The sequence below is a fragment of the Microbispora hainanensis genome (assembly GCF_006874475.1).
GTDB classification, from domain to species: domain Bacteria; phylum Actinomycetota; class Actinomycetes; order Streptosporangiales; family Streptosporangiaceae; genus Microbispora; species Microbispora hainanensis.
On sequence record NZ_VIRM01000001.1, the window covers coordinates 125,988 to 144,986 of the forward strand.

The following is an 18,999-nucleotide window of genomic DNA, read 5'->3' on the forward strand; positions in this document are numbered from 1 at the left end:
CGGCCACGAGTTTCCGACCACGAGCGGAGGCACTTGCCATGCCCGTTCCGGCCCTTCTCCCCGTTTCCGCCCCTGCTTCTCTGCCCGCCCTCGCCGCCCTTGCCGAGCAGGCCCGAGCGGCCGATCCCAACCTGGAGCTGGCCCTCAGGGTGCTGCCGGCCCTGGCCGTCATCCTGCTGGCCGCCGCGGTGTGCGGCCGGCTGGCCAATCTAGTGATGCAGCCGCGCGTCGTCGGCGAGATGGTCGCCGGCGTCCTGCTCGGGCCCACGCTGCTCGGCGCGGTGTTCCCCGACGCCCAGGAGGCCCTGTTCCCCGACGAGGTCAGGCCGGTCCTGTACGTGCTCAGCACCCTCGGCCTGACGTTGTACATGTTCCTGGTCGGGGCGGGGATCGACCACGACGCCCGGGAGCCGGGCGAGCTGCGCAAGGCGAGCGTGCTCGCGGCGTCGGGCATCCTCTCTCCGCTGGTGCTCGGCGGCGCCGCCGGTCTCGCCCTGTGGGACAGCCTCTCCCGCCCGGACGTCGGCCGGATCGAGTTCGCCCTGTTCCTCGGGGGAGCGCTGTCGCTGACCGCGTTCCCCATGCTCGCCAGGATCCTGTACGAGCGCGGGCTGCAGAACTCCCGCATCGGCCGGGTCGCCCTGCTGGCCGCCTCGATCGACGACGCCGCGGCGTGGTGCCTGCTCGCGGCCCTGTCGGCGGTGCACCTGGGCGGCGGCAGCGGAGACACGCTGCGCACCATCGCCCTGGCGGCGGTGTTCGCGGTGGTGATGCTCGGGGTGGTGGCTCCGCTGCTGCGCCCCCTCGGCCGCCGCGTCGCGCGCACCGGGCACCTCGGCGCCGGCGCCGTGTACGTGATCGTGCTGGTGCCGCTCACGGCCGGATGGATCACCGACGCGATCGGCGTCTACTCGGTCTTCGGCGGATTCGTCGCCGGGTTGTCGATGCCGCGCGATCCGGCGTTCCGGGCCGCCCTGCACGGCCGGATGATGGACGTCATATCGACCCTGCTGCTGCCCGTCTTCTTCGCGTTCTCGGGGCTGAACACCCATCTCGGCGGCATCGCCGGCGGCGCCGCGCTCCTGACGTTCGCGCTGATCCTGGCCCTGGCCTTCTCCGGGAAGTATTTCGGGTGTTCGCTGGCGACGCGGGCGCTGGGATTCGGCTGGCGTGAATCCTGGGCCATGGGCGCGATGATGAACGCCCGCGGACTGATGATCCTCATTTTCATCAACATCGGCCTGGCACAGGGCATGATCACGCAGGAGCTCTTCGCGATGCTCGTCCTCGTGGCGGTGCTCACCACCGCGGGAGCCCTGCCGCTGTACAAGCTCGCGCTGCCCGAGCGCCACGAGCGGGCAGGCGCGGGAACCACGGGGACCGCGACCCCGGTGGGCGCGACCGTCGGCGAAACCGGTTTCAACTAATTTCATGTGTGAATTCGGACATTCGCAGAACAGGGAGGGAGGTTTCGCAGGGAGGCCATTCGAACTCTGGAAATTTCCCAATTGCGGTGCCACGGTGGTCCGGTGGCACGGATATCGGGGACATCCGAACCGCGCTCCATGCGCCTGCTGCTCGTGGAGGACGACCGCGAGCTGGGAGACATGCTGGTCGAGGTGTTCGCCGACCAGGGCTACACGGTCGACCTGGCGCTGGAGGGCCAGCGGGGCCTGCATCTGGCGCTGAGCCGCGGCTACGACGCCATGATCATCGACCGTGGGCTGCCCGTGGTCGACGGGCTCGATCTGCTGCGGCGGCTGCGCAAGCAGGCGGTCACCGCGCCGGTGCTGATGCTCACCGCCTTCGGCGCCCTCGCCGACCGGGTCACCGGACTCGACGCGGGCGCCGAGGACTACCTGGTCAAGCCGTTCGAGATCGAGGAACTGCTGGCCCGGGTGCGCGCCCTGCACCGCAGAAACCTGGACCAGGCCGCGCTGCTGCCGCTCGGCGACGGCTGGCTCGACTCCGCGTCCAGCACCGTACGGCTGCCGTCCGGCGAGCAGGTGACGCTGTCCGGCCGGGAGTGCCGCCTGCTCCACGCGCTGGCCGCCCGGCCCCGGCAGGTGCACACCCGCACCTCGCTGCGGCAACGGATCTTCGACGGCGCCAGGACCGAGGCCATCGTGGACACCTACGTCTACTACCTGCGCGCCAAACTGGGGCCCGGCGTCGTACGGACCGTGCGGGGCGTGGGGTATCGCCTGGGTGAGCTGTGACGGCCATCCGGTCCTACGACCCCGAGCGGCGCCTGCTGACGCGGACCCGCCGGCGGATCACCGCGCAGGTGGCGGCCGTGTTCTCGCTGGCGGTCGCCCTCCTGGGCACGCTGGTCTACTGCGTGGTGGTGGACGAGCAGGACGCCACCGCCAGGCGTGATCTCGCCGTGGCCGCGATGTCGGCCCCGATGGACCACCCGCCGCCCTGCGTATGGCTGTTCGAGCTCCGGGCGGACACCCTGCGGAGCACCCCGCGGGCGCCGGAGAACCTCCCGGTGCGCGAGGAGCTCGACCGGGTCGCCGCCGACGGCCGCACGCGGGTCGAGGTCGCGGAGATCGGCGGCGCCACCTACCTGGTCCGTACGCAGCGGCGCGGCGACGTGCTGCAGCAGGCGGTGATGGACCTGTACTACCCCGTCACGGAGCGGCAGCGGCTGCTGCGCACGCTCTGGGCGGCCGAGATCGCGGCCCTGCTGGCGGCGCTGCTGATCGGCCAGGTCCTCGCCCGCCGGGCGATCGCGCCGCTGGGCGAGGCCCTCGACCGGCAGCGCCGGTTCACCTCCGACGTCAGTCACGAACTGCGCAGCCCGCTTGCCCGGCTGCACGTCCGCGCGCAGCTCGCCGCCCGGCGCCTGCGGCGGGAGCCCGATCCTCATCTCGCCGTGGGCGACGTCGACCGGTTGGTCACCGGCATCGGGCAACTCGGCGAGGTGATCGACGACCTGTTGCTGTCGGCCCAGCTCAGGCAGCGCCGCCGGCCGTTCGGGCCCGTGGACCTGGGCGCGCTGGCCGAGGAGTCGGCCGACGCCGAGGCGGTTCGCGCCGGACAGCGCGGGGTGACGATCGACGTGCGGCGGGATCCGGGTGACCACGTCGTGCGCGGAGCGGCGCCCGCGCTGCGCCGGGTGATCTCCGCGCTCCTCGACAACGCGCTCCGCCACACCTCGGCGGGCGGCCACATCCGGGTGACCGTGTCGTCGGGTGCGCAGACCGTACGGCTCAGCGTCCGGGACGACGGTGTGGGGCTGGACCCGCGTGACGGCGAGCGCCTCTTCGGCAGGCACACCGGCGCGCCCCACGCCGGAGGTCTCGGCATCGGCCTGGCCCTGGTGAGCGAGGTGATGGACGCGCACGGCGGCACGATCGAGGTGGACGGGCGGCCGGGATCCGGGGCCACCTTCACCATCCGTCTCCCCCGGGCGGAGCCGGACCCCGCACCGCGTCCCGCCCGGATCCTCCTGCCCCAGCACGCGGGCGGCGAGACGAACCGAACGCCCGAGGCGACCACCTCCGCCCCCGGCGACGCCTCCCTGTAGCCCGTTGCCTTTTGCAGACCTGTAGTTCTCGGGCATGGGCCGAAACGAACGCGGTCGGCTCCGAGATCCGGCCCGGGATCCGGCCCGAGATCCGGCCCGAGATCCGGCCCGGGATCCGGCCTGTGATCCGGCTCCGAGATCCGGGGCCGGGACGAGTCAGCTGCGGTGACGGGGTCAGCCGCCGGATGGGGCAGACTGGCGGGCGGCCGACAGCAGGGCCAGCGCCGCGGACCGGGCCCGCTCGGCGGGGCCGGTGGCCGTGCCCATGGCGGCGGCGACGATGGCCCCCTCCACCAGCAGCAGGAGCTGGTCGGCGAGCGCGTCCGGGTCGGCGGCGCCGGCCTCCGCCGCGAGCGTGCCCAGCCGTTCCCGCAGCCCGCTCTTGTGCGCCCGCGCCGCCGCGGCCACAGGCGGTGATGTCGGACCGAGCTCGCCGAAGGCGTTGATGAACGAGCAGCCGCGGAAGTCCGCCGTGCCGAACCACTCGGCGAGGAAGCCGAAGACGGCCGTCACCCGGTCGCGGGGTGCGGCGGCGTGGGCGACGTGCTCGTCCAGAGACCGCATCCACCGCCGGTCGCGATGCTCCAGGTATGCCTCCACCAGCGCGTCCTTCGAGGGGTAGCTCTGGTAGAGCCGCTTGAGCGAGACCCCGGCGGCGTCGCGGATCTGGTCCATGCCCACCGCCTGGATGCCCTGGGCGTAGAACAGCCGCTCGGCGGCGTCGAGGATGCGGCGGCGCGCCTCGTCGCCGTCGATCCGCCCGCGCCGAGTGGTGTCCGCGCCGCAGGTGTCCGCGTTGTGGGTGTCGGCGCTGTGGGTGTCCACGGACCCGCGCCGAGTGGTGTCCGCGCTCTGTGTTGCCACCGACCCCTCCTCGCCCGCGAAAACGGTCGTTCTCTAGGATACGAATGGAGAACGATCGTTCTCCGCTTGGGAAGGAGAGCATGATGAGCACACGTCCCCCGCTTCCGCCGTTCACCGAGGAGACCGCCAGGCAGAAGGTGCAGGCCGCCGAGGACGCCTGGAACACCAGAGATCCCGAACGCGTCGCGCTCGCGTACACGGAGGACTCGGTGTGGCGCAACCGCTCGGAGTTCGTGACCGGGCGAGAGGAGATCGTCGCCTTCCTGCGCCGCAAGTGGGAGCGCGAGCGCGACTACGCCCTGCGCAAGGACCTGTGGACCTTCGGCGGCGACCGCATCGCCGTACGGTTCCAGTACGAGTGGCACGACGCCGAGGGCCGGTGGTGGCGCAGCTACGGCAACGAATTGTGGGAGTTCACCGCCGACGGCCTGATGAGCCGCAGGGAGGCGAGCATCAACGACGTGCCGATCGAGGAGAGCGAGCGGCGCATCCACGGCCCGCGCCCCGAATCGGAACGCGGGGCCGGCATCCCGCTCGCTTGACCGGCCGGGAGGCACGGTTCGCCTGAGCGGGGGGCGCGGTCGTCGGATCGGGGCGTTGTCGCGTGATCGGCCAGGGTGGCGCGGTTCTCCTGGCCGAGGCGTGCTCGCCTTGTCGCCGCCGGTTGTCGGCACCGGTTGTCCGCGCCGGTTGTCCGCGCCGGTTGTCCGCGCCGGTTGTCCGCGCCGGTTGTCCGCATCGACCGCTTGGGGCCGTGTCACCCGGCCATGCTGTCGAGGGGCCCTGTGTCGAGGGGCCCTGTGTCGAGAGGTCCGGTGTCGAGAGGTCCGGTGCGGAGCGCGTCCGGCGCGCAGGCCGGGCAGTCCGGCGCAGCCGGATGGCGCGTGTAGACGTGCTGGTCCGGCGCGACGAGGTTGACGCCGGTGACGTAGCTGCCCGAGGTCGCGGGCATCCCGGTCAGGAACGCGATGACGGCCTGGGCGGTCAGGTGACCCGAGACCCCGGCGGAGGGCGCGATGACGTCCGGTCCGCCGAGGTCGAGGGGGATCCCCGGCGCGAGCGGGGCGTCGACGCCCGCCGTCAGGCACTCGTAGCACGGGCCCCCGGGGGTGAACGCCGCCACGCTCACCAGCGGGCCGTTGTAACCGCCGAGCGCCCACGGGATCTTCTCCGCCAGGCAGGCCCGGTTGACCCAGATGCGGATGCCGCCCCGGCCGGCCGGTTCGCCGGCGCACATCGCCACCGCGTCGAACCCGCGTACGAGGTCGAGCATGTCCTCCTCGCACTCGACCGCGCGGGTCTCGCCGGTGACGCGGACGGAGGAGTTGACCTCGGCCAGCCGGGCGACGGCCACGTCCACCTTGGGACTGCCGATGTCGGCCTCCCGATAGAGGGCCTGCCGCGTCAGGTCGGACAGCTCGACCAGATCGCGGTCGACGCAGTGGATCGCCCCGACGCCGCACGCGGCGAGCGCCCAGGCCGTGTGGCTGCCGGTGCCGCCCAGCCCGAGGACGAGCACGCGCGAGCGTTTGAGGCGCACCTGGGCCTCCCAGCCGTGATCGCGAGGCGCGAGGCCGCTGCCGCGGAAGAACGCCGCGTTGCGTGAATAGCGTTCCAGCTCCCGCGGGCTGAGCTCGTCGGGCCGCGAACCGGCGGCGTCCTCCACAAATTCGGAGGTGAGCAGGGGATCGACGACGTCGGCCGCCTCGGTCTCCGTGAGCCGAGGGTACGCGCGGCGCAGCCGGGCGACGATCTCCTGCGGAGTCCTGGTGCCGTCCATCGCGTTCAGGGCCGCCCAGACGTGGCCGTCCGGATCGCTGATCTCCCGGGCGGTGCCGCCGATCCGGATCCGGTCGTTGCCAAACCGGTGGGGGCGGTGCTGGGCTTTCACACGGGGCAACCGCAAGGCGACCTCTCGGCATCGCGACCGGGACAGTAATCGACATGGGGATCTTTCTGGAAGTGTCCATCCATGTCAAGACGATTGCCTGAGCGGCATCACCCCCGCATACGGTGGCGACGAGGGGGATTCGTCCACCCTGAGCAGGTCAGGGCCGGGTGCGGGAGCCGTACTGGAAGGACCCGCCCGGACACTCACGTGACCGCATCGTGCCTGGCAGCGCTGCGAGCGCGGCTAAATGTCGTAGGGCTCGGCTACGTTCCGGATCATGACAGACCGTTCCCCCAACGGCTCCCCCAACGGCGCGTCCGCGTGGGCGCGACACAGCAGGCTGCGGGTGGTGCCGCCGGTCCAGCCACGCAAGCTGGCGAAGGTCCCCTTCGTCGAGCTGGCGGACGGCCGGCTGCAGGGCGTGGTGTCGAGCGGCTCGGACATCGGCCGGGTCTACGTCTCCTCCATCGCCGCCGGCACCCACAACTACAACTGCAGCACCAACAACAACCGCCCCTGCGGCGGCCTGTACGGCTCGCCGTGCAAACACCTGCGGGCCCTGGTCGCCGAGGCCGTCGTGCAGTATGGCGCCGACCGGGTGTCCCGTTATCTGCGGGTCGAGGTCCCCGAGGGCGCGGAACCGGCCGACTGCCTGGGCGGCGTCCACGAGCCCGCCCCCGCCGCGGTCGTGTTCAGCAGGTTCCTGCGCCACCTGGCCTATCTGGAGGTGCCCGACACGACCCTGCCGATCCCGGAGCTGCACTGGTTCCCGGCCACGGGGACGGTGGGCTGATGCTCGCCGTACAGCTCGCCGCCCTGCTCGGCGGCGAATCGGGAAACGCCGGTGCGGGTGCGGAGGAGGCGCTCGCGCTGCTCGACGGCTTCGACGACGCCCTGGTGCACGGCCTCGCCAGGCTCGCCGACGAGCGCGCCGACGCGGTGGCCGCGCTGGCCGCGGCGTTCGCCGCCACGCCTCTCGGTGACCGGCTGGCGGAGGCCGCCGACGCGGTCGTGTCCGGTTCGATCACGCAGGAGCATCTGACGGCGCTGGCGGGCGGCCGGGTCGCGTTGTCCGGCGCGGTGCACGACGCCCTGCTCGAAGGCCTGGACACGGCGCTCGGGCGGGAGCGAGCGGAATGGCCGCCGACGCCCGGCGACCCGCAGACGGCGGGCGGCACCGGTGCCCACCCGGCCGCTCAACCGGCCGCTCAACCGGCCGCTCAACCGGCCGCCCAATTGGACGGTCAGCCGGTCGCCCAGCCGTCCACTCAGCCGTCCACTCAGCCGCCCGCTCAGCCGGCCGGGAACGTGCTCGGCGGCGTCCGCTCCTGGCTGCGCGAGCTGGCCATCACCGGCTGGCGCGGCGTCGACCACGACCTCGTCTCCGCGGCGGACCAGGTGATCGAGGCACTGCTCGCCGTGCCGGAGCTGCGCAGGCTCGCGGTGTTACTCGACGGCTTCGCCGCCGAGCTGCGCGCCTCCTGCCCGATCGGCTCCGTGGAGCACCTGCCGGTGCGACGCTGGGCGGATCTGTGGACCCGCGCCCTGCTGCTGTCGCAGGACGGCGTGCTGACCGGAGATCCGACCGGCGAGCCCCGGCCCGCCGCCATGGTGTCGGGACGGCTGCTGGTGCTCGGCGTCGACGTGCACGAGCACGGCACCGCCGTACAGTTCCAGATGCACGCCGTCCTGGAACCCGCCGACGGCGGCACGTCCCGGCTGGTCCGCACCTCGGTCACGGTCGCGAAGGTCGACACCATCGTCGGGACGGCGCTGTGGAAGCTGCCGCAGCGCCACAAGGTGCTGCTGGCCGCGCTGGCCGACCGCCGCAGCATCGAGATCGCGGACGTGCCCCTGCTCGACAGCGGCGACCTCGTCTGGCACGACGATCGCGCCTTCGTGAGCAAGCCCGCCGACCCGTTGGCGACCGCCCGGCTGTGCCTGCCCGGCGCGCTCGCCCCGGCGGTGCCACCTCTCGATCGCGCTCCGGTGCGGATCGCCGAACCCGTGCTGGTGGAGGGCTACAAGGTCACCAAGGACGGCTCCTTCGACCTGGGGGGCACCCTGCTCGCCGTGGATACGGAACGGCTGCCCGACTGCGGTCCGCTCACGCCCAAGCTGGTGGCGGCCTCTTCGGCGTGCGTGGGACTCATGCGGTGGGACGGCGGCCGATGGACGCTGCAGCCGCTCGCCGTACAGGCCAAGGTCAAGCGCGAGGCGGTCGTGGTCGCCACCGGCGACTGGGCGCTCGGCCCCACCGACCCCAAGGCGGCCAAGGCCGAGGCCAGGGCCGCCGACGCGGTCGCCGTGCTGCAGGAACGAGCCGGACGGTTGCTGCGACGATGAGCGACGACATCCCTGCGACCGGCATCCCTGCGACCGGCATCCCTGCGACCGGTGTCCCTGCGACCGGTGTCCCTGCGACCGGTGTCCCTGCGACCGGTGTCCCTGCGACCGGTGTCCCTGCGACCGGTGAAGATGCTCCGACGAGCGCCGGCCTCCTCGCGGCCGGTTCAGATGAGCTGACGGGCGCCGATCGCAACCGGCGTCAGGTGCTCTACTGGCGGCTGCTCGCCCGGCTGTTCGACCACGAGGAGCAGCCCGCGCTCGAGACCGCCGGTGTCGCGGTCGTCGGCGATCTGGGCCTGCCCGCCGGGTTGCTCGACCCGGCCGTTTCGGTCGACTCGCTGGTGCAGCGCTTCCCCGAACTGGCCGCCGAGTTCGAGACCCTGCTCACGTCCGGCGAGCACATGCCGGGCGGCGAGGTGCGCCGGGCGGCGCTCGTCTCGAAGCTGCTGCTCAACGTCTTCGCCACCGGTTCGGGTGACGTCAGCGCCACCCAGCTCGCGACCTGGCAGCGGGACGCCGCCTGGCTCAAGCAGGCCCTGTGCGCGGGGCAGGCACCCGGATCGGGATCAAGCGCCGGACCGGGCGCCGGCGGCGAATCGGGAGCGGAGGCCGAGACCGGTCCGGGGGCCGAGCCCAAGGCAGGGCACGGGCCGGGCGCCGGGTTCCGGATCGGTGACGACGACCTGGCCAAGGCGCTGGCCGGCATCGAGGCCGAACTGGTCGGCCGCATGCGGCTGCGCGAGGTCCTGGCCGATCCGGCCCTTGCACGGCAGCTCACGCCCAGCATGTCGCTGGTCGAGCAGCTGCTGCGTGACAAGGCCAACCTGTCGGGGGTGGCGCTGGCCAACGCCAAGGCGCTGATCCGCAGGTTCGTCGACGAGGTCGCCGAAGTGCTGCGCACCCAGGTCGAGAAGGCCAGCGTGGGCGCGATCGACCGGTCGGTGCCGCCGAAGCGGGTGTTCCGCAACCTGGACCTCGACCGCACGATCTGGAAGAACCTCACCAACTACAGCCCCGAAGACCAGCGGCTCTACGTCGACCGGCTCTACTACCGGCGCACCGCGAGGCGTACGACGCCGGCCAGGATGATCGTGGTCGTCGACCAGTCGGGTTCGATGGTCGACGCGATGGTCAACTGCACCATCCTGGCGTCCATCTTCGCCGGGCTGCCCAAGGTCGACGTGCACCTGGTCGCGTACGACACCCGCGCGCTCGACCTGACCCCGTGGGTGCACGATCCGTTCGAGGTGCTGCTGCGCACCCAGCTCGGCGGCGGCACCGACGGCACCGCCGCCCTGGCCCTCGCCCAGCCGAAGGTCGCCGACCCCCGCAACACGGTGGTCGTGTGGATCTCCGACTTCTACGAATGGAACAGTCCCGCCGTCTTCGCCGGGATGGAGGCGCTGCACCGGTCCGGCGTACGGCTCATCCCGGTGGGCTCGGTGGACAGCGGCGGCCAGCAGAGCGTCAACCCGTGGTTCCGGCAGAAGCTCAAGGACATGGGCACGCCGGTGATCTCGGGCCACATCCGCAAGCTCGTGTTCGAACTCAAGAACTTCCTCGCCTAGGAGACCCCCTCACATGACCAACGAGATGCTCCGCGCGCCCGCCGAGGCGAAGTACGCCGAGGAGCTCGACTGGCTGGAGTCGATCGACGACGGCCCCAAGCCGTTCTCCTGGCGGCTCAGCCCCCGGATGGTCCGGCTGTTCGTGCTCGGCAGCGAGCGGTCCGACGGCCTGGACCGCGAGATCCCGCAGAAGTGGTTCGGCGACCGGAGCTTCGTCGAGCGCAGCATCGTGACGCTCGCCTCCGACCGCGGCCTGCTGCTGATCGGCGACCCGGGCACCGGCAAGAGCTGGCTGGCCGAGCTGCTGTCCGCCGCCATCTGCCGCGACTCCACCCTGGTCGTGCAGGGAACGGCGGGCACCACCGAAGACCACATCAAGTATTCGTGGAACGTCTCGATGGTGATCGCCAAGGGCCAGTCCCGCGAGTCGATGATCCCGTCGCCGATCATGACGGCCATGGAGCAGGGCATGATCGGCCGGTTCGAGGAGCTGACCCGCGCCACCAGCGACGTGCAGGACGCCCTGATCTCGATCCTGTCGGAGAAGTACGTCTCGATCCCCGAGCTGGACACGGACAACACGGTGTTCGCCAGGCCCGGATTCTCGATCATCGCCACCGCCAACAGCCGCGACCGTGGCGTCAACGACCTGTCCTCGGCGCTGAAACGGCGGTTCAACTTCGTCCGCATCCCGGTGGTGACGAGCAAGGCCAGCGAGGCGGAGATCGTCCGCTTCCGCACCACCGAACTGCTGCGCCGGCACCGCATCGAGCTCGACGTGCCGCCCGCGCTCCTGGACATCCTGCTGCAGAGCTTCGCCGACCTGCGGGCCGCGGCGGCGTCGGCCACGAGCGAGGACGAGAAGCTGGAGTCGGCCCTGTCGACCGCCGAGCAGATCGGTGTGCTGGAGGACGCCATCCTGCACAGCCACTTCTTCGGCGACCGCACGCTGCGCGCCGAGACGCTGGGCGGCGCCCTGGTGGGCTCGCTGGCCAGGCGCGCCCCGGAGGACCTGGCCATCCTCAACAAGTATTGGCACGGCGTGGTCGAACCCCGCAGCAAGAACGACGGAGGCGAGTGGACGCGGTTCCTCGACGGCGGCCGCCAGGCGATCTCGACGCTGTCATGAGGACCTTCGACGCTCTGCGCGAGCAGCTTCTCGACGCCGCGGCGGCGTTCTCCGGCGGCGGGGACGGGCCGCCTGCCCGGACGCTGGCCGGCATCCTGTCCGGCATGGTCGACGACGTCGACCGCATGCTGCGCGAGGAGCTGGAGATCTTCCCGGTGTGCCACCACTCACCGGCCTCCGCCCTGGCCATGACCCGCCGGCTGCGCGACAAGCGGCCCAAGGTCGTCTACCTGGAGCTGTGCGAAGACCTGCGCCCGCTCCTCGACGAGCTGCGCAACTGCCGGCTGCCGGTGGCGCTGCAGGCGTTCGCCACCGATCTCGACGGGTTCCCGCCCGGCTCGGGGCCGCTCAGCGTGATCGCGCCGGTCACCGAGGCGTCGGCGGAGTATCAGGCCATCGCGTACGCGCTCGACACCCCCGGCGTCGAGATCGTGCTGGTCGACCGCTCGGTGGACCACGTCTTCCAGTGGCTGCCCGAAGAGACCGGCGGTTCGGCCCCGCAGCAGGAGGCCGGCGCGGCCGAAGACGGGCAGGGCGACGAGGCGGCGCTGCACGGTGACGCCGTGGGCGTCGAGATCGGCGACCTGCGGCCGCGCTTCGCCGAGCTGGAAAGGCACCTGCTGCACCACGGCAAGGTGCGGCACTGGTCGGAGTGGTGGGACCAGTACGTCGAGCAGCCGCTGACCGGGGCCGACTACGCCACCTACCGCCAGGCGATGGCGCTGGTCGGCAGCCTGTTCCGGCGGCTGCGCCGCGACGGGGACGAGCGCCTGGCCGTCGACGAGGAACGCGAGCGCTACATGTGGACGCGGATCCGCGAGCACCTCGCCGCGTCGGGCGCCGACCCCGCCGACTGCCTGTACGTGTGCGGGGCCTTCCACGCCGTCAGCGACGTCGCCGAGTTCGGCCTGCGCTCCGAGGCGCCGCCGTACGAGATCGGTCCGCGCACGGGCACGCGCTGGCTCTACGGGCTGATCCCCTCCAGCCACTCCGCGATCGAGGCGCAGTTCGGCCTGGCCCAGGGCTCGGTGTCCATCGCCGCCGCCACCTGGGCCAAGGCGGTCAAGCGCGGAGGTCTCTCGCCCCACCGGCTGGCGGGGCAGCAGGACGGACCGGGGAAACGGGCCGCCAAAGCCACCAAGGCCGCCAAAGCCGGTGCCGGAGCCGGCAAAGCGGGTGCCGGGGCCGCTGCCACACCGGCCGTCGCCGAGCCGGCGGCCGACCGGCTGTCGGGGTTCCTCGCCGGCCCGCCCGCACTCGATGGCCTGGACGAGGACGAGCTGCGCGGATGGTGCGTCGACATCGTGCGGCTGGCCCGCCGCAACGGCTATCTGGCCAGCACGGCCGACGCCATCGCCGTGTTCGAGACGTCGATCCTGCTGGCGGGGGTGCGCGGGCGGGCCAGGCCCACGCCGTACGACTTCGCGGACGCGGCCGTCACCTGCATCGAGAAGGACGTCGTGCCGGGCCGCCGGGACGTCCGCCGCCTGTGCGAGATCCTCCTGGGCGGCGACAAGATCGGGATGGTCGGCTACGACGCGCTGCCCCCGCTGGTCCGCGACGTGTACGACCGGCTGGAGCCACTCGGGCTCGACCTGACCAGGCGCACCCAGCAGCGGGTGCTGCTCGACCTCAAGGCGGATCCCGAGCTGGAGCCGTGCTCCGATCTGCTGTGGACACTGCGTTACCTGCTGCCCGAGGGCACGGTGCGGCCGATCATGGGGGCACGCCGCCTCGGTGAGCGGCCGATCCAGGAGAGCTGGGACGTGGCGCTCGGCCGGCACCAGCGGGAGATCATCGAGCTGGGCTACGAGGGCGTCACGGTCGAACAGGTGCTGGAGCAGCGGCTCCGCCGCACGGCATGGGACCCGCAGGCCACGGCGGGGGTGGCGCTCGCGGCCGTCGAGGACGCCATCCTCTATCTGGGCGGCCGACGCCTCGCGGCCGAGCTCGGCGCCCGCGCCGTCGAGCTGCTGGCCGCCGAGCGCACGGTGGACGACGCACCCGAGGTGCTGCGCCGGATCAGGCGGCTGCTGACCTACTACCGGTCGAGCGAACCGGAGCTGCCGGCCTGGTGCGAGCACTTCGTCACGGCCGGATACGCCCACTATTGCACGCTGCTGCCCACCGCCTTCGCCGATGACGACACGGGCGTGCGCCAGGTCGGGGCGATGCTCGGCTTCCTGTTCACGCTGGAGAGCCTCGCGCTGTCGCTCGGCTGCGACCGCGCCCAGCTCGAACTCGCCGTACGGCAGTCGCACCCGCGGGCCCCGGCCAAGGTCGCGCTGCTGTGGGCGGCACAGACCCAGCTCGGCCTGCTCACCAGGGAGGAGCTGCGCGCCCGCTGCGACGAACTGCTGGCCAACCCGCTCGTCGTCCCGGCCTACCCGCTCTATGTGAGCGGGTTCGTCCAGGCGCTCGAACCCGTCCCCGGCCTCGCGCCGTTCGTGGTCGAGGCGCTCTCGAAGGCGTTCGCGCGGCTGCCCGACCCCGTCCTGCTGCCCTGGCTGCCGAAGCTGATCACCACGTTGCGCCGGCACGCACCGGAGCTGGTCCCCGTGCTCGCCCGCGAGGCCGGGCGGACCTTCCCCGGCACGCTGGCCGAGCTGGACGCCTGGACACCGCCCTGGGAACGGCCGGCCACGCCGGCCCGGAGGACCCGGACGGCGCCCGCGCCGAGGGGTCCGGTGTCCGCGCTGCTCACCCGGCATCCGCAGGCGTGCGACGCCATGGCCGCGCTGCTCGGCTGTACGGCGGAGTGGGGGAGCGCCGGGCCGGATCAGGGGCCGGGGCAGGGTCCGGAGCACGGCGAGGTGCGGGCCCTGCTCGCCCGGCACCCCGCGACGACCGGCGCGGTCGCGGCCCTGCTCCGCCGGTGACGCCCGGGATCACCCGGTGGTGGCGTCGGCGAGCAGGGCGGGGACGAGCGAGGCGAGGACGGCCTGGTCCTCCTCACGGCGGGGGGCATACTCGGTGATCCCCAAACCGGCCAGGGGAAAGTGGGCCGTCAGCGCGCGTACGGCGTCTCGCAACGTCGCGACGGACAGGCCGCCGGCCTCGGGGTAGCTGAGCGACCCGAACTCCTCGGGATCGAGCACGTCGAGGTCGATGTGGATATAGACGGCGGTGCCCCCGGCGGCGGCGACGGCCGGGACCAGGACGCCGGGGTCGGCCGTCAGCTCGGGCACGGTGCGCCGGGCGAGGCCCGCGTCGGTGGCGTAGGCCAGCTCCGCCGGATCCAGTGCGCGGACTCCGGCGAGGATCACCTGCCGGGGGCGCAGCGCACGCGGCGGGACCAGATCGGGGTGCCCGTCGCCCAGCAGGGTGCGCAGGACCATGCCGTGGAAGGCGTGCGACGGTGAGGAGCCGGGTGTGTTGAGATCGCCGTGGGCGTCGAACCAGACGACGACGAGACCGTCGCCGTGCCGCGCCAGGGCGGCCGACACCGGCTCCACCTCCACCCCGCAGTCGCCGCCGACCGTGACGACCGTGGCCGCGCCGCACTCGGCGAGCGCGGCACGCGTCCGGGCGGCGACGGCGGTGAGGACGTCCAGGGCGCGGACGCCGTCCCGTTCGGCCCCCGCGGTGTCCGGAACGGGCACCCGCATGGCCCTGACGGACGGCTGGGCGGGTGGCCCTGTATGTGACTCGGGGGACGGCTCGGCGGATGTCAGCAGTGAGGCCAGCCGTTCGGCGCCGAGGGACAGGAGCCGGGCGTCCGCGACGCTCGATCCCTGCCATTGGGGCACTTGCAGAACCGCGGTCGGAAGCACGCTCCGATCATTCCACGGCAATGTCCGGCCGGGCAGAGCGCACATATCCGTCGTGCCCGGGCCTGGAGGTGCGGGGTGTGGTCCTCAGCCCGTGGTTCTGGGGCGCCGGCGCCACCGGCAGGGCGACGGCGTACGCCGATCTTCCAGTGCCTCCAGTGCCTCCAGCACCGCGTCGATCCGCTGCCGGCAGTCGTACGGCTTCGTGTGCCGCAGGCGCCCGTCCCGCCTGCTCCGATTCGCGTCGGCCGGTGCGTCGGTCATCAGGCCCCACTGCCAATACCACTTCTGCACGCCGTGTAACACGCACACATAGAGGGTGCCGATCTCGCCCGAGCGCTGCGCGGCGTACGTCGCGATCTGGTGCCAGTCCGCGACGAGCGGTGTGGTGGTGGTGGATCCTCCGGCGCGGACGTGCGTCACAACGTACAGGCGGGTGTGCTGGTCGAACTCGGCTTCGACGATGTCGCTGAGCAGGCGTGGCTGCCGCAGGATCAGGCGGGTTCGGGGTGGGGGCCAGGACGAGAACGCGAGCAGGCCGAGCAGCGCCACCTCGATGCACCAGTCCAGAGTCATCGGAGGGGTTCCCTTCGTCGGAGGCCGCACCGGCATTCGTCCCCGGGCGAAGCCCGACCGCGGACACCGTCACGCTTCTGTGGTGTCGCGGGATGTCGGAATCGGGACGCGGGTGCGGTCCAGAGGTGAGACGAAACAAGGAGAGCGGCTGCGACGATGCCGGTCGCAGCCGCTCTCTCGCGGCGCGTTTCCATCCGCGGCCCTGCCCCAGGTAGCGGGGCGCGAATGGAAACGATCATCCGGTGCTCCGGATGGCAACTCCGCCGCGAACCGGACGAGGGACGTCCACTAGTAACCCCCACGTCCCTCGTCTTTCTCGGCGGTGGCGCGCACTCGCCGAGAGCATTTCGGTGCTGTCGTCGCCGGCGCGGCGGGATGTCCGTTCACCGCGCCGGCTGACAACCAGGGCCAGCGGTTAGTGCCGCTGCCCGTTGCCGTGGCTCCAGCTACCGGCCCCCGTGCCGTGGCTGGAAGGGCCGGAGCCGCCCTGGTTGCCGTTGCCCCAGCTACCGCCGGAGCCGCCGTGGTTGCCGTTGCCCCAGCCGCCGCGGGGACCACCCTGGTTCGAGCCGCCGTGGTTCGAGCCGCCGGGACCACCGTGGTTGCCCCAGCCACCGCGGGGACCGCCGTGGTTGCCGTTGCCCCAGCCGCCCCAGGTGCCGCGGCCCCAGTGGCCACCCCAGTGGTTGCCGCCCCAGTTGTGGCCCGGGTTCCAGTAGCCGCGGCCGGGCAGGCCGTACCAGCGGCCGGGCAGGCCGAGGGTCGCGTCGCAGCCCCAGCTGCCGGGCAGCGGGACGTAGCGGCCGTCGACGACGTAGACCGGCGTGGTCAGCCCGGCCCCGCAGGACGGCGAGACGTAGATCCCGCCGTTGACCACGGACTGGCAGCTGGGGAGCACGTAGGTCTGGCTGCCCACGACGTACTCGTGGACGCCGGTGCCGAGCTCGTAGCCGGGGAGACCGTACCAGCGGCCGGGCAGGCCGGTGACGATCTGGTCGCGCCAGGTGCCCGGCAGGACGTAGGTGCGGCCGGACACGACGTACACCGGCCGGGTCAGCCCGGCCCCGCAGGACGGCGAGACGAGGATCCCGCCGTTGACGACGTACTGGCAGCTGGGGAGGATGTACGTCTTGCCCTTGAGGATGAACTGGTGGACGCGGATGTCCGAGCGCGGAGCCGGAACGTGCCTGGCGGTGTCGACCGGACGGACAACGCTGCTTGAGGCCTGCGACGCGGTGCTCGCCGCGCTCGCGGCTTCGGCGGCCACCACCATGGGAGTGACCAGGGCAGCGGTGGTGAGTGCCCCCGTGAGGAGGGCCTTCTTCATCGTCAAGAGACGATCCTTTCCTGAGGTGTGCTGCTGTCGGATCGAACGCGCATCCCGCAAGCCGGCGGTGCGGCGACGGCGAGGTGGGATGCGCAGGACCGCAGTCGAGGCGGTTCCGGCCGGACTCGCCGCGAGAGTCTCCGCCGGGATCGGGAGTGATCCCGGGCCGGAAACGCAAGACGCCATTAGGCGCCCTCGCTTGTGTCAGCAGATTTTGACGACACGGAGGGCCGGAACAGGTCGAGAGTCCGCACCCCCGCCGCTGCCGCGATGGCGTCCGCCGTGGTGCGGCGGCATGTGCCTCGCTTGAGCAGACCGTCGATGCACTGCCTGGTAAGGGCTGCCCGGCGAGCGAAATCGGCCACGCTCTCACTGCGACCGACCATCAAGGCGCGCAAGAGCGCCACGCTCCGAAGGTGCATCTGCGGCTTTCCCGCCATTGCGAACCTCTCCGATGGAAACTTCATCATCAGATTCTGCTGACGTCCCGACTGCAGGTCGCACTCTAATCCGGCCGACTGCGGCTGCACGTGAAAACGCAAGGTTTCCGCGAATAAATCTTGTGGGGGCCGGCCTTTTGTGACGCATCTTGTTGACACAACTGGTCCCCGTCTTCGTCGGGGTTTGCTCCCTGTCGTCAGGATCTAGCGGGCATGATGGGGGTGATCGCGGCCAGAAAGAGTCGAGGAGCTGACAACCGAATGCCGTCGCAGCGCGTGACACCCCAGCCCCCCACCCCCCTGAGCGACTGCATCCGCGACTACGTGGCGGACAAGGGGATGAGCATCCGCACGCTCGCTCTGAGGTCGGTGAGCGAAAGCACAGGTCAGAGCCTCACTGCTCAGTGGATTACCGACGTGCTGAGCGGACGGGTGTCGCGGATGCCTGATTTGTGGCGTCTGGAGGCTCTCGCGGCCGGGCTCGAAATGGATCCGGACAGTGTCAAGGCGCTGGCCATCAGTCAGTGGATCGGATGGGACATCGCGGATGTCCGGACCGGTCCCGGAGAACGCCTGATCTTCCGCGTGCCGGCGGGTTATACAACTGAACAGTGCGCACGCCTCGCCGACGAACTCATGCAGGTGATCAATAGCGCGGCTGAGACGGAAAGGGAGGAAAGGTGATTTTCCGGATGCACGGTCGCGTTCGAGGGTGCTGATGCGTCAAACTTTCCTGGCATCGAGCAGCGAAACGATCGGGGACGTGATTGCACAGAAAGGATATGGTGGATGATTCGTGTCATCACCGTCGCAACCATCAGTGGAATTTCGTCGCACCCACTTGCTGCATAGCTCCCCGGTGGTAATCCACCACGCACTTGGCGATAACAGGATCATCGCCTTCGTCGACGAGAGCCAGTTCGCTCCCGAGCTGATCGCCCCCATGGACGAGGTCGGCACGGCGACGCTGAAGCTGCTTCAGCCCGTCGAGGACGCACGCCCGATGCCGGCGCTGCGCGTCCGCATCAGAAGAAGTGGAGACCTCGGCCACGAGCTCGTCGTGGCCGAGTACGCGACAGAGGAACTCACGGTCGCTGTCGAAAAGACCCTCATCACCGAGGAACTGGCCGCCGTCCTGGGGTATGCGGGCACCACGGTCACCCGCGCCTTCGTCCGGCGGACGACGTGAATGTCGTTCTGGAACGTGCCAGAACGACGCGCCGCCGGACGGCGCGGGGATCGCGGGCGGCGTCAGGGAGGGGCGCGGCCCTGCGAGCGGGCCGGGGGATCGATCGGCGGGAGGGGCGGCGGAGGTCAGGGCTCGCGTGGGAGGAGGGTGGCCTCGGTCTGCGGCGCCCATGGTCAGGAGCCGTGCGAGGGGCTTCCGTGCGCGGCCGCTCGCCGCGCCCATGGTCAGGAGTCGTGCGGGGGGGGCGGACCGCCTGTATGCGCGGCCGCTCGCGCTCACGGTCAGGAGCCGTCCGGGGGCTTCCGAGCGCGGCCGCTCGCCGCGCCCATGGTCAGGAGTCGTGCGGGCGGGGGCGGACTGC

General features: G+C 71.8%; 16 protein-coding genes. 11 read left to right on the plus strand and 5 right to left on the minus strand.

What is annotated here, in order from left to right:
• The first annotated feature begins 38 nt into the window (after positions 1-38).
• The 3 genes from FLX08_RS00555 (at position 39) to FLX08_RS00565 (ending at position 3,535) form a co-directional block, all read left to right on the plus strand.
• Complete coding sequence (locus FLX08_RS00555) at positions 39-1,427, plus strand: cation:proton antiporter domain-containing protein (RefSeq protein WP_142616002.1); 1,389 nt, start codon at positions 39-41, stop codon at positions 1,425-1,427.
• A gap of 138 nt (positions 1,428-1,565) precedes the next feature.
• Positions 1,566-2,219, plus strand: a complete 654-nt coding sequence (locus FLX08_RS00560) for a response regulator transcription factor (protein WP_208761196.1) — start codon at positions 1,566-1,568, stop codon at positions 2,217-2,219.
• Complete coding sequence (locus FLX08_RS00565; RefSeq protein ID WP_142616004.1) at positions 2,216-3,535, plus strand: sensor histidine kinase; 1,320 nt, start codon at positions 2,216-2,218, stop codon at positions 3,533-3,535. Before FLX08_RS00560 ends, FLX08_RS00565 begins: the two co-directional genes overlap by 4 nt.
• 174 nt (positions 3,536-3,709) lie before the next feature.
• Here FLX08_RS00565 and FLX08_RS00570 read toward each other — a convergent pair whose 3' ends face one another.
• A complete protein-coding gene (locus tag FLX08_RS00570; RefSeq protein ID WP_244312167.1) occupies positions 3,710-4,399 on the minus strand; it encodes a TetR/AcrR family transcriptional regulator in 690 nt (229 codons plus the stop codon).
• Between the two features lie 80 nt (positions 4,400-4,479).
• On the opposite strand from FLX08_RS00570, the gene FLX08_RS00575 reads away from it, so the two are divergent.
• Positions 4,480-4,941: a nuclear transport factor 2 family protein gene (locus tag FLX08_RS00575; protein ID WP_208761197.1), complete on the plus strand. Its 462-nt coding sequence runs from the start codon at positions 4,480-4,482 to the stop codon at positions 4,939-4,941.
• 215 nt (positions 4,942-5,156) lie between these two features.
• Here the strand turns inward: FLX08_RS00575 and FLX08_RS00580 are convergent, their stop codons facing one another.
• Positions 5,157-6,290: a HesA/MoeB/ThiF family protein gene (locus FLX08_RS00580; RefSeq protein ID WP_208761198.1), complete on the minus strand. Its 1,134-nt coding sequence runs from the start codon at positions 6,288-6,290 to the stop codon at positions 5,157-5,159.
• A gap of 277 nt (positions 6,291-6,567) precedes the next feature.
• On the opposite strand from FLX08_RS00580, the gene FLX08_RS00585 reads away from it, so the two are divergent.
• The 5 genes from FLX08_RS00585 to FLX08_RS00605 are packed head-to-tail and all read left to right on the plus strand — an operon-like array spanning position 6,568 to position 14,215.
• Entirely contained in the window at positions 6,568-7,083 is a 516-nt protein-coding gene (locus FLX08_RS00585) for a hypothetical protein (protein ID WP_244312168.1), read from the plus strand.
• Positions 7,083-8,636 carry a hypothetical protein gene (locus FLX08_RS00590; protein WP_142616010.1) on the plus strand — a complete coding sequence of 518 codons (1,554 nt, stop codon included), beginning with the start codon at positions 7,083-7,085 and terminating at the stop codon, positions 8,634-8,636. Before FLX08_RS00585 ends, FLX08_RS00590 begins: the two co-directional genes overlap by 1 nt.
• Positions 8,633-10,207 (plus strand): VWA domain-containing protein, encoded by a 1,575-nt coding sequence (locus FLX08_RS00595; RefSeq protein WP_244312169.1) that lies wholly within the window; start codon positions 8,633-8,635, stop codon positions 10,205-10,207. Before FLX08_RS00590 ends, FLX08_RS00595 begins: the two co-directional genes overlap by 4 nt.
• 13 nt (positions 10,208-10,220) lie before the next feature.
• Complete coding sequence (locus FLX08_RS00600; protein ID WP_142616012.1) at positions 10,221-11,336, plus strand: ATP-binding protein; 1,116 nt, start codon at positions 10,221-10,223, stop codon at positions 11,334-11,336.
• A complete protein-coding gene (locus FLX08_RS00605; protein WP_142616014.1) occupies positions 11,333-14,215 on the plus strand; it encodes a DUF5682 family protein in 2,883 nt (960 codons plus the stop codon). Before FLX08_RS00600 ends, FLX08_RS00605 begins: the two co-directional genes overlap by 4 nt.
• A 9-nt stretch (positions 14,216-14,224) precedes the next feature.
• Here FLX08_RS00605 and FLX08_RS00610 read toward each other — a convergent pair whose 3' ends face one another.
• The 3 genes from FLX08_RS00610 to FLX08_RS41165 all read right to left on the minus strand — a co-directional run bounded on the left by FLX08_RS00610 (position 14,225) and on the right by FLX08_RS41165 (position 17,015).
• Positions 14,225-15,085, minus strand: coding sequence for an arginase family protein (locus FLX08_RS00610; protein ID WP_208761199.1), 861 nt, complete (start codon positions 15,083-15,085; stop codon positions 14,225-14,227).
• Positions 15,086-15,193: 108 nt separating this feature from the next.
• Positions 15,194-15,682, minus strand: a complete 489-nt coding sequence (locus FLX08_RS00615; protein ID WP_142616017.1) for a hypothetical protein — start codon at positions 15,680-15,682, stop codon at positions 15,194-15,196.
• 415 nt (positions 15,683-16,097) lie between these two features.
• On the minus strand, positions 16,098-17,015 hold the full coding sequence (locus FLX08_RS41165; protein WP_208761200.1) for a hypothetical protein: 918 nt from the start codon (positions 17,013-17,015) through the stop codon (positions 16,098-16,100).
• A gap of 647 nt (positions 17,016-17,662) precedes the next feature.
• Between FLX08_RS41165 and FLX08_RS00625 the strand changes: the two genes are divergently transcribed.
• Together FLX08_RS00625 and FLX08_RS00630 are read left to right on the plus strand one after the other, a co-directional pair.
• Positions 17,663-18,133: a hypothetical protein gene (locus FLX08_RS00625; protein WP_142616019.1), complete on the plus strand. Its 471-nt coding sequence runs from the start codon at positions 17,663-17,665 to the stop codon at positions 18,131-18,133.
• 175 nt (positions 18,134-18,308) lie between these two features.
• Positions 18,309-18,638, plus strand: coding sequence for a hypothetical protein (locus FLX08_RS00630; protein ID WP_142616021.1), 330 nt, complete (start codon positions 18,309-18,311; stop codon positions 18,636-18,638).
• Positions 18,639-18,999: the final 361 nt, after the last annotated feature.

What these genes read in the sequence shown, in the direction of transcription:
- FLX08_RS00555 (WP_142616002.1), top strand. Translation starts at nt 39, where the DNA reads ATGCCCGTTCCGGCCCTTCTCCCCGTTTCCGCCCCTGCTTCTCTGCCC.
- FLX08_RS00560 (WP_208761196.1), top strand. Translation starts at nt 1,566, where the DNA reads ATGCGCCTGCTGCTCGTGGAGGACGACCGCGAGCTGGGAGACATGCTG.
- FLX08_RS00575 (WP_208761197.1), top strand. Translation starts at nt 4,480, where the DNA reads ATGATGAGCACACGTCCCCCGCTTCCGCCGTTCACCGAGGAGACCGCC.
- FLX08_RS00585 (WP_244312168.1), top strand. Translation starts at nt 6,568, where the DNA reads ATGACAGACCGTTCCCCCAACGGCTCCCCCAACGGCGCGTCCGCGTGG.
- FLX08_RS00590 (WP_142616010.1), top strand. Translation starts at nt 7,083, where the DNA reads ATGCTCGCCGTACAGCTCGCCGCCCTGCTCGGCGGCGAATCGGGAAAC.
- FLX08_RS00595 (WP_244312169.1), top strand. Translation starts at nt 8,633, where the DNA reads ATGAGCGACGACATCCCTGCGACCGGCATCCCTGCGACCGGCATCCCT.
- FLX08_RS00600 (WP_142616012.1), top strand. Translation starts at nt 10,221, where the DNA reads ATGACCAACGAGATGCTCCGCGCGCCCGCCGAGGCGAAGTACGCCGAG.
- FLX08_RS00605 (WP_142616014.1), top strand. Translation starts at nt 11,333, where the DNA reads ATGAGGACCTTCGACGCTCTGCGCGAGCAGCTTCTCGACGCCGCGGCG.
- FLX08_RS00615 (WP_142616017.1), bottom strand. Translation starts at nt 15,682, where the DNA reads ATGACTCTGGACTGGTGCATCGAGGTGGCGCTGCTCGGCCTGCTCGCG.
- FLX08_RS00625 (WP_142616019.1), top strand. Translation starts at nt 17,663, where the DNA reads ATGATGGGGGTGATCGCGGCCAGAAAGAGTCGAGGAGCTGACAACCGA.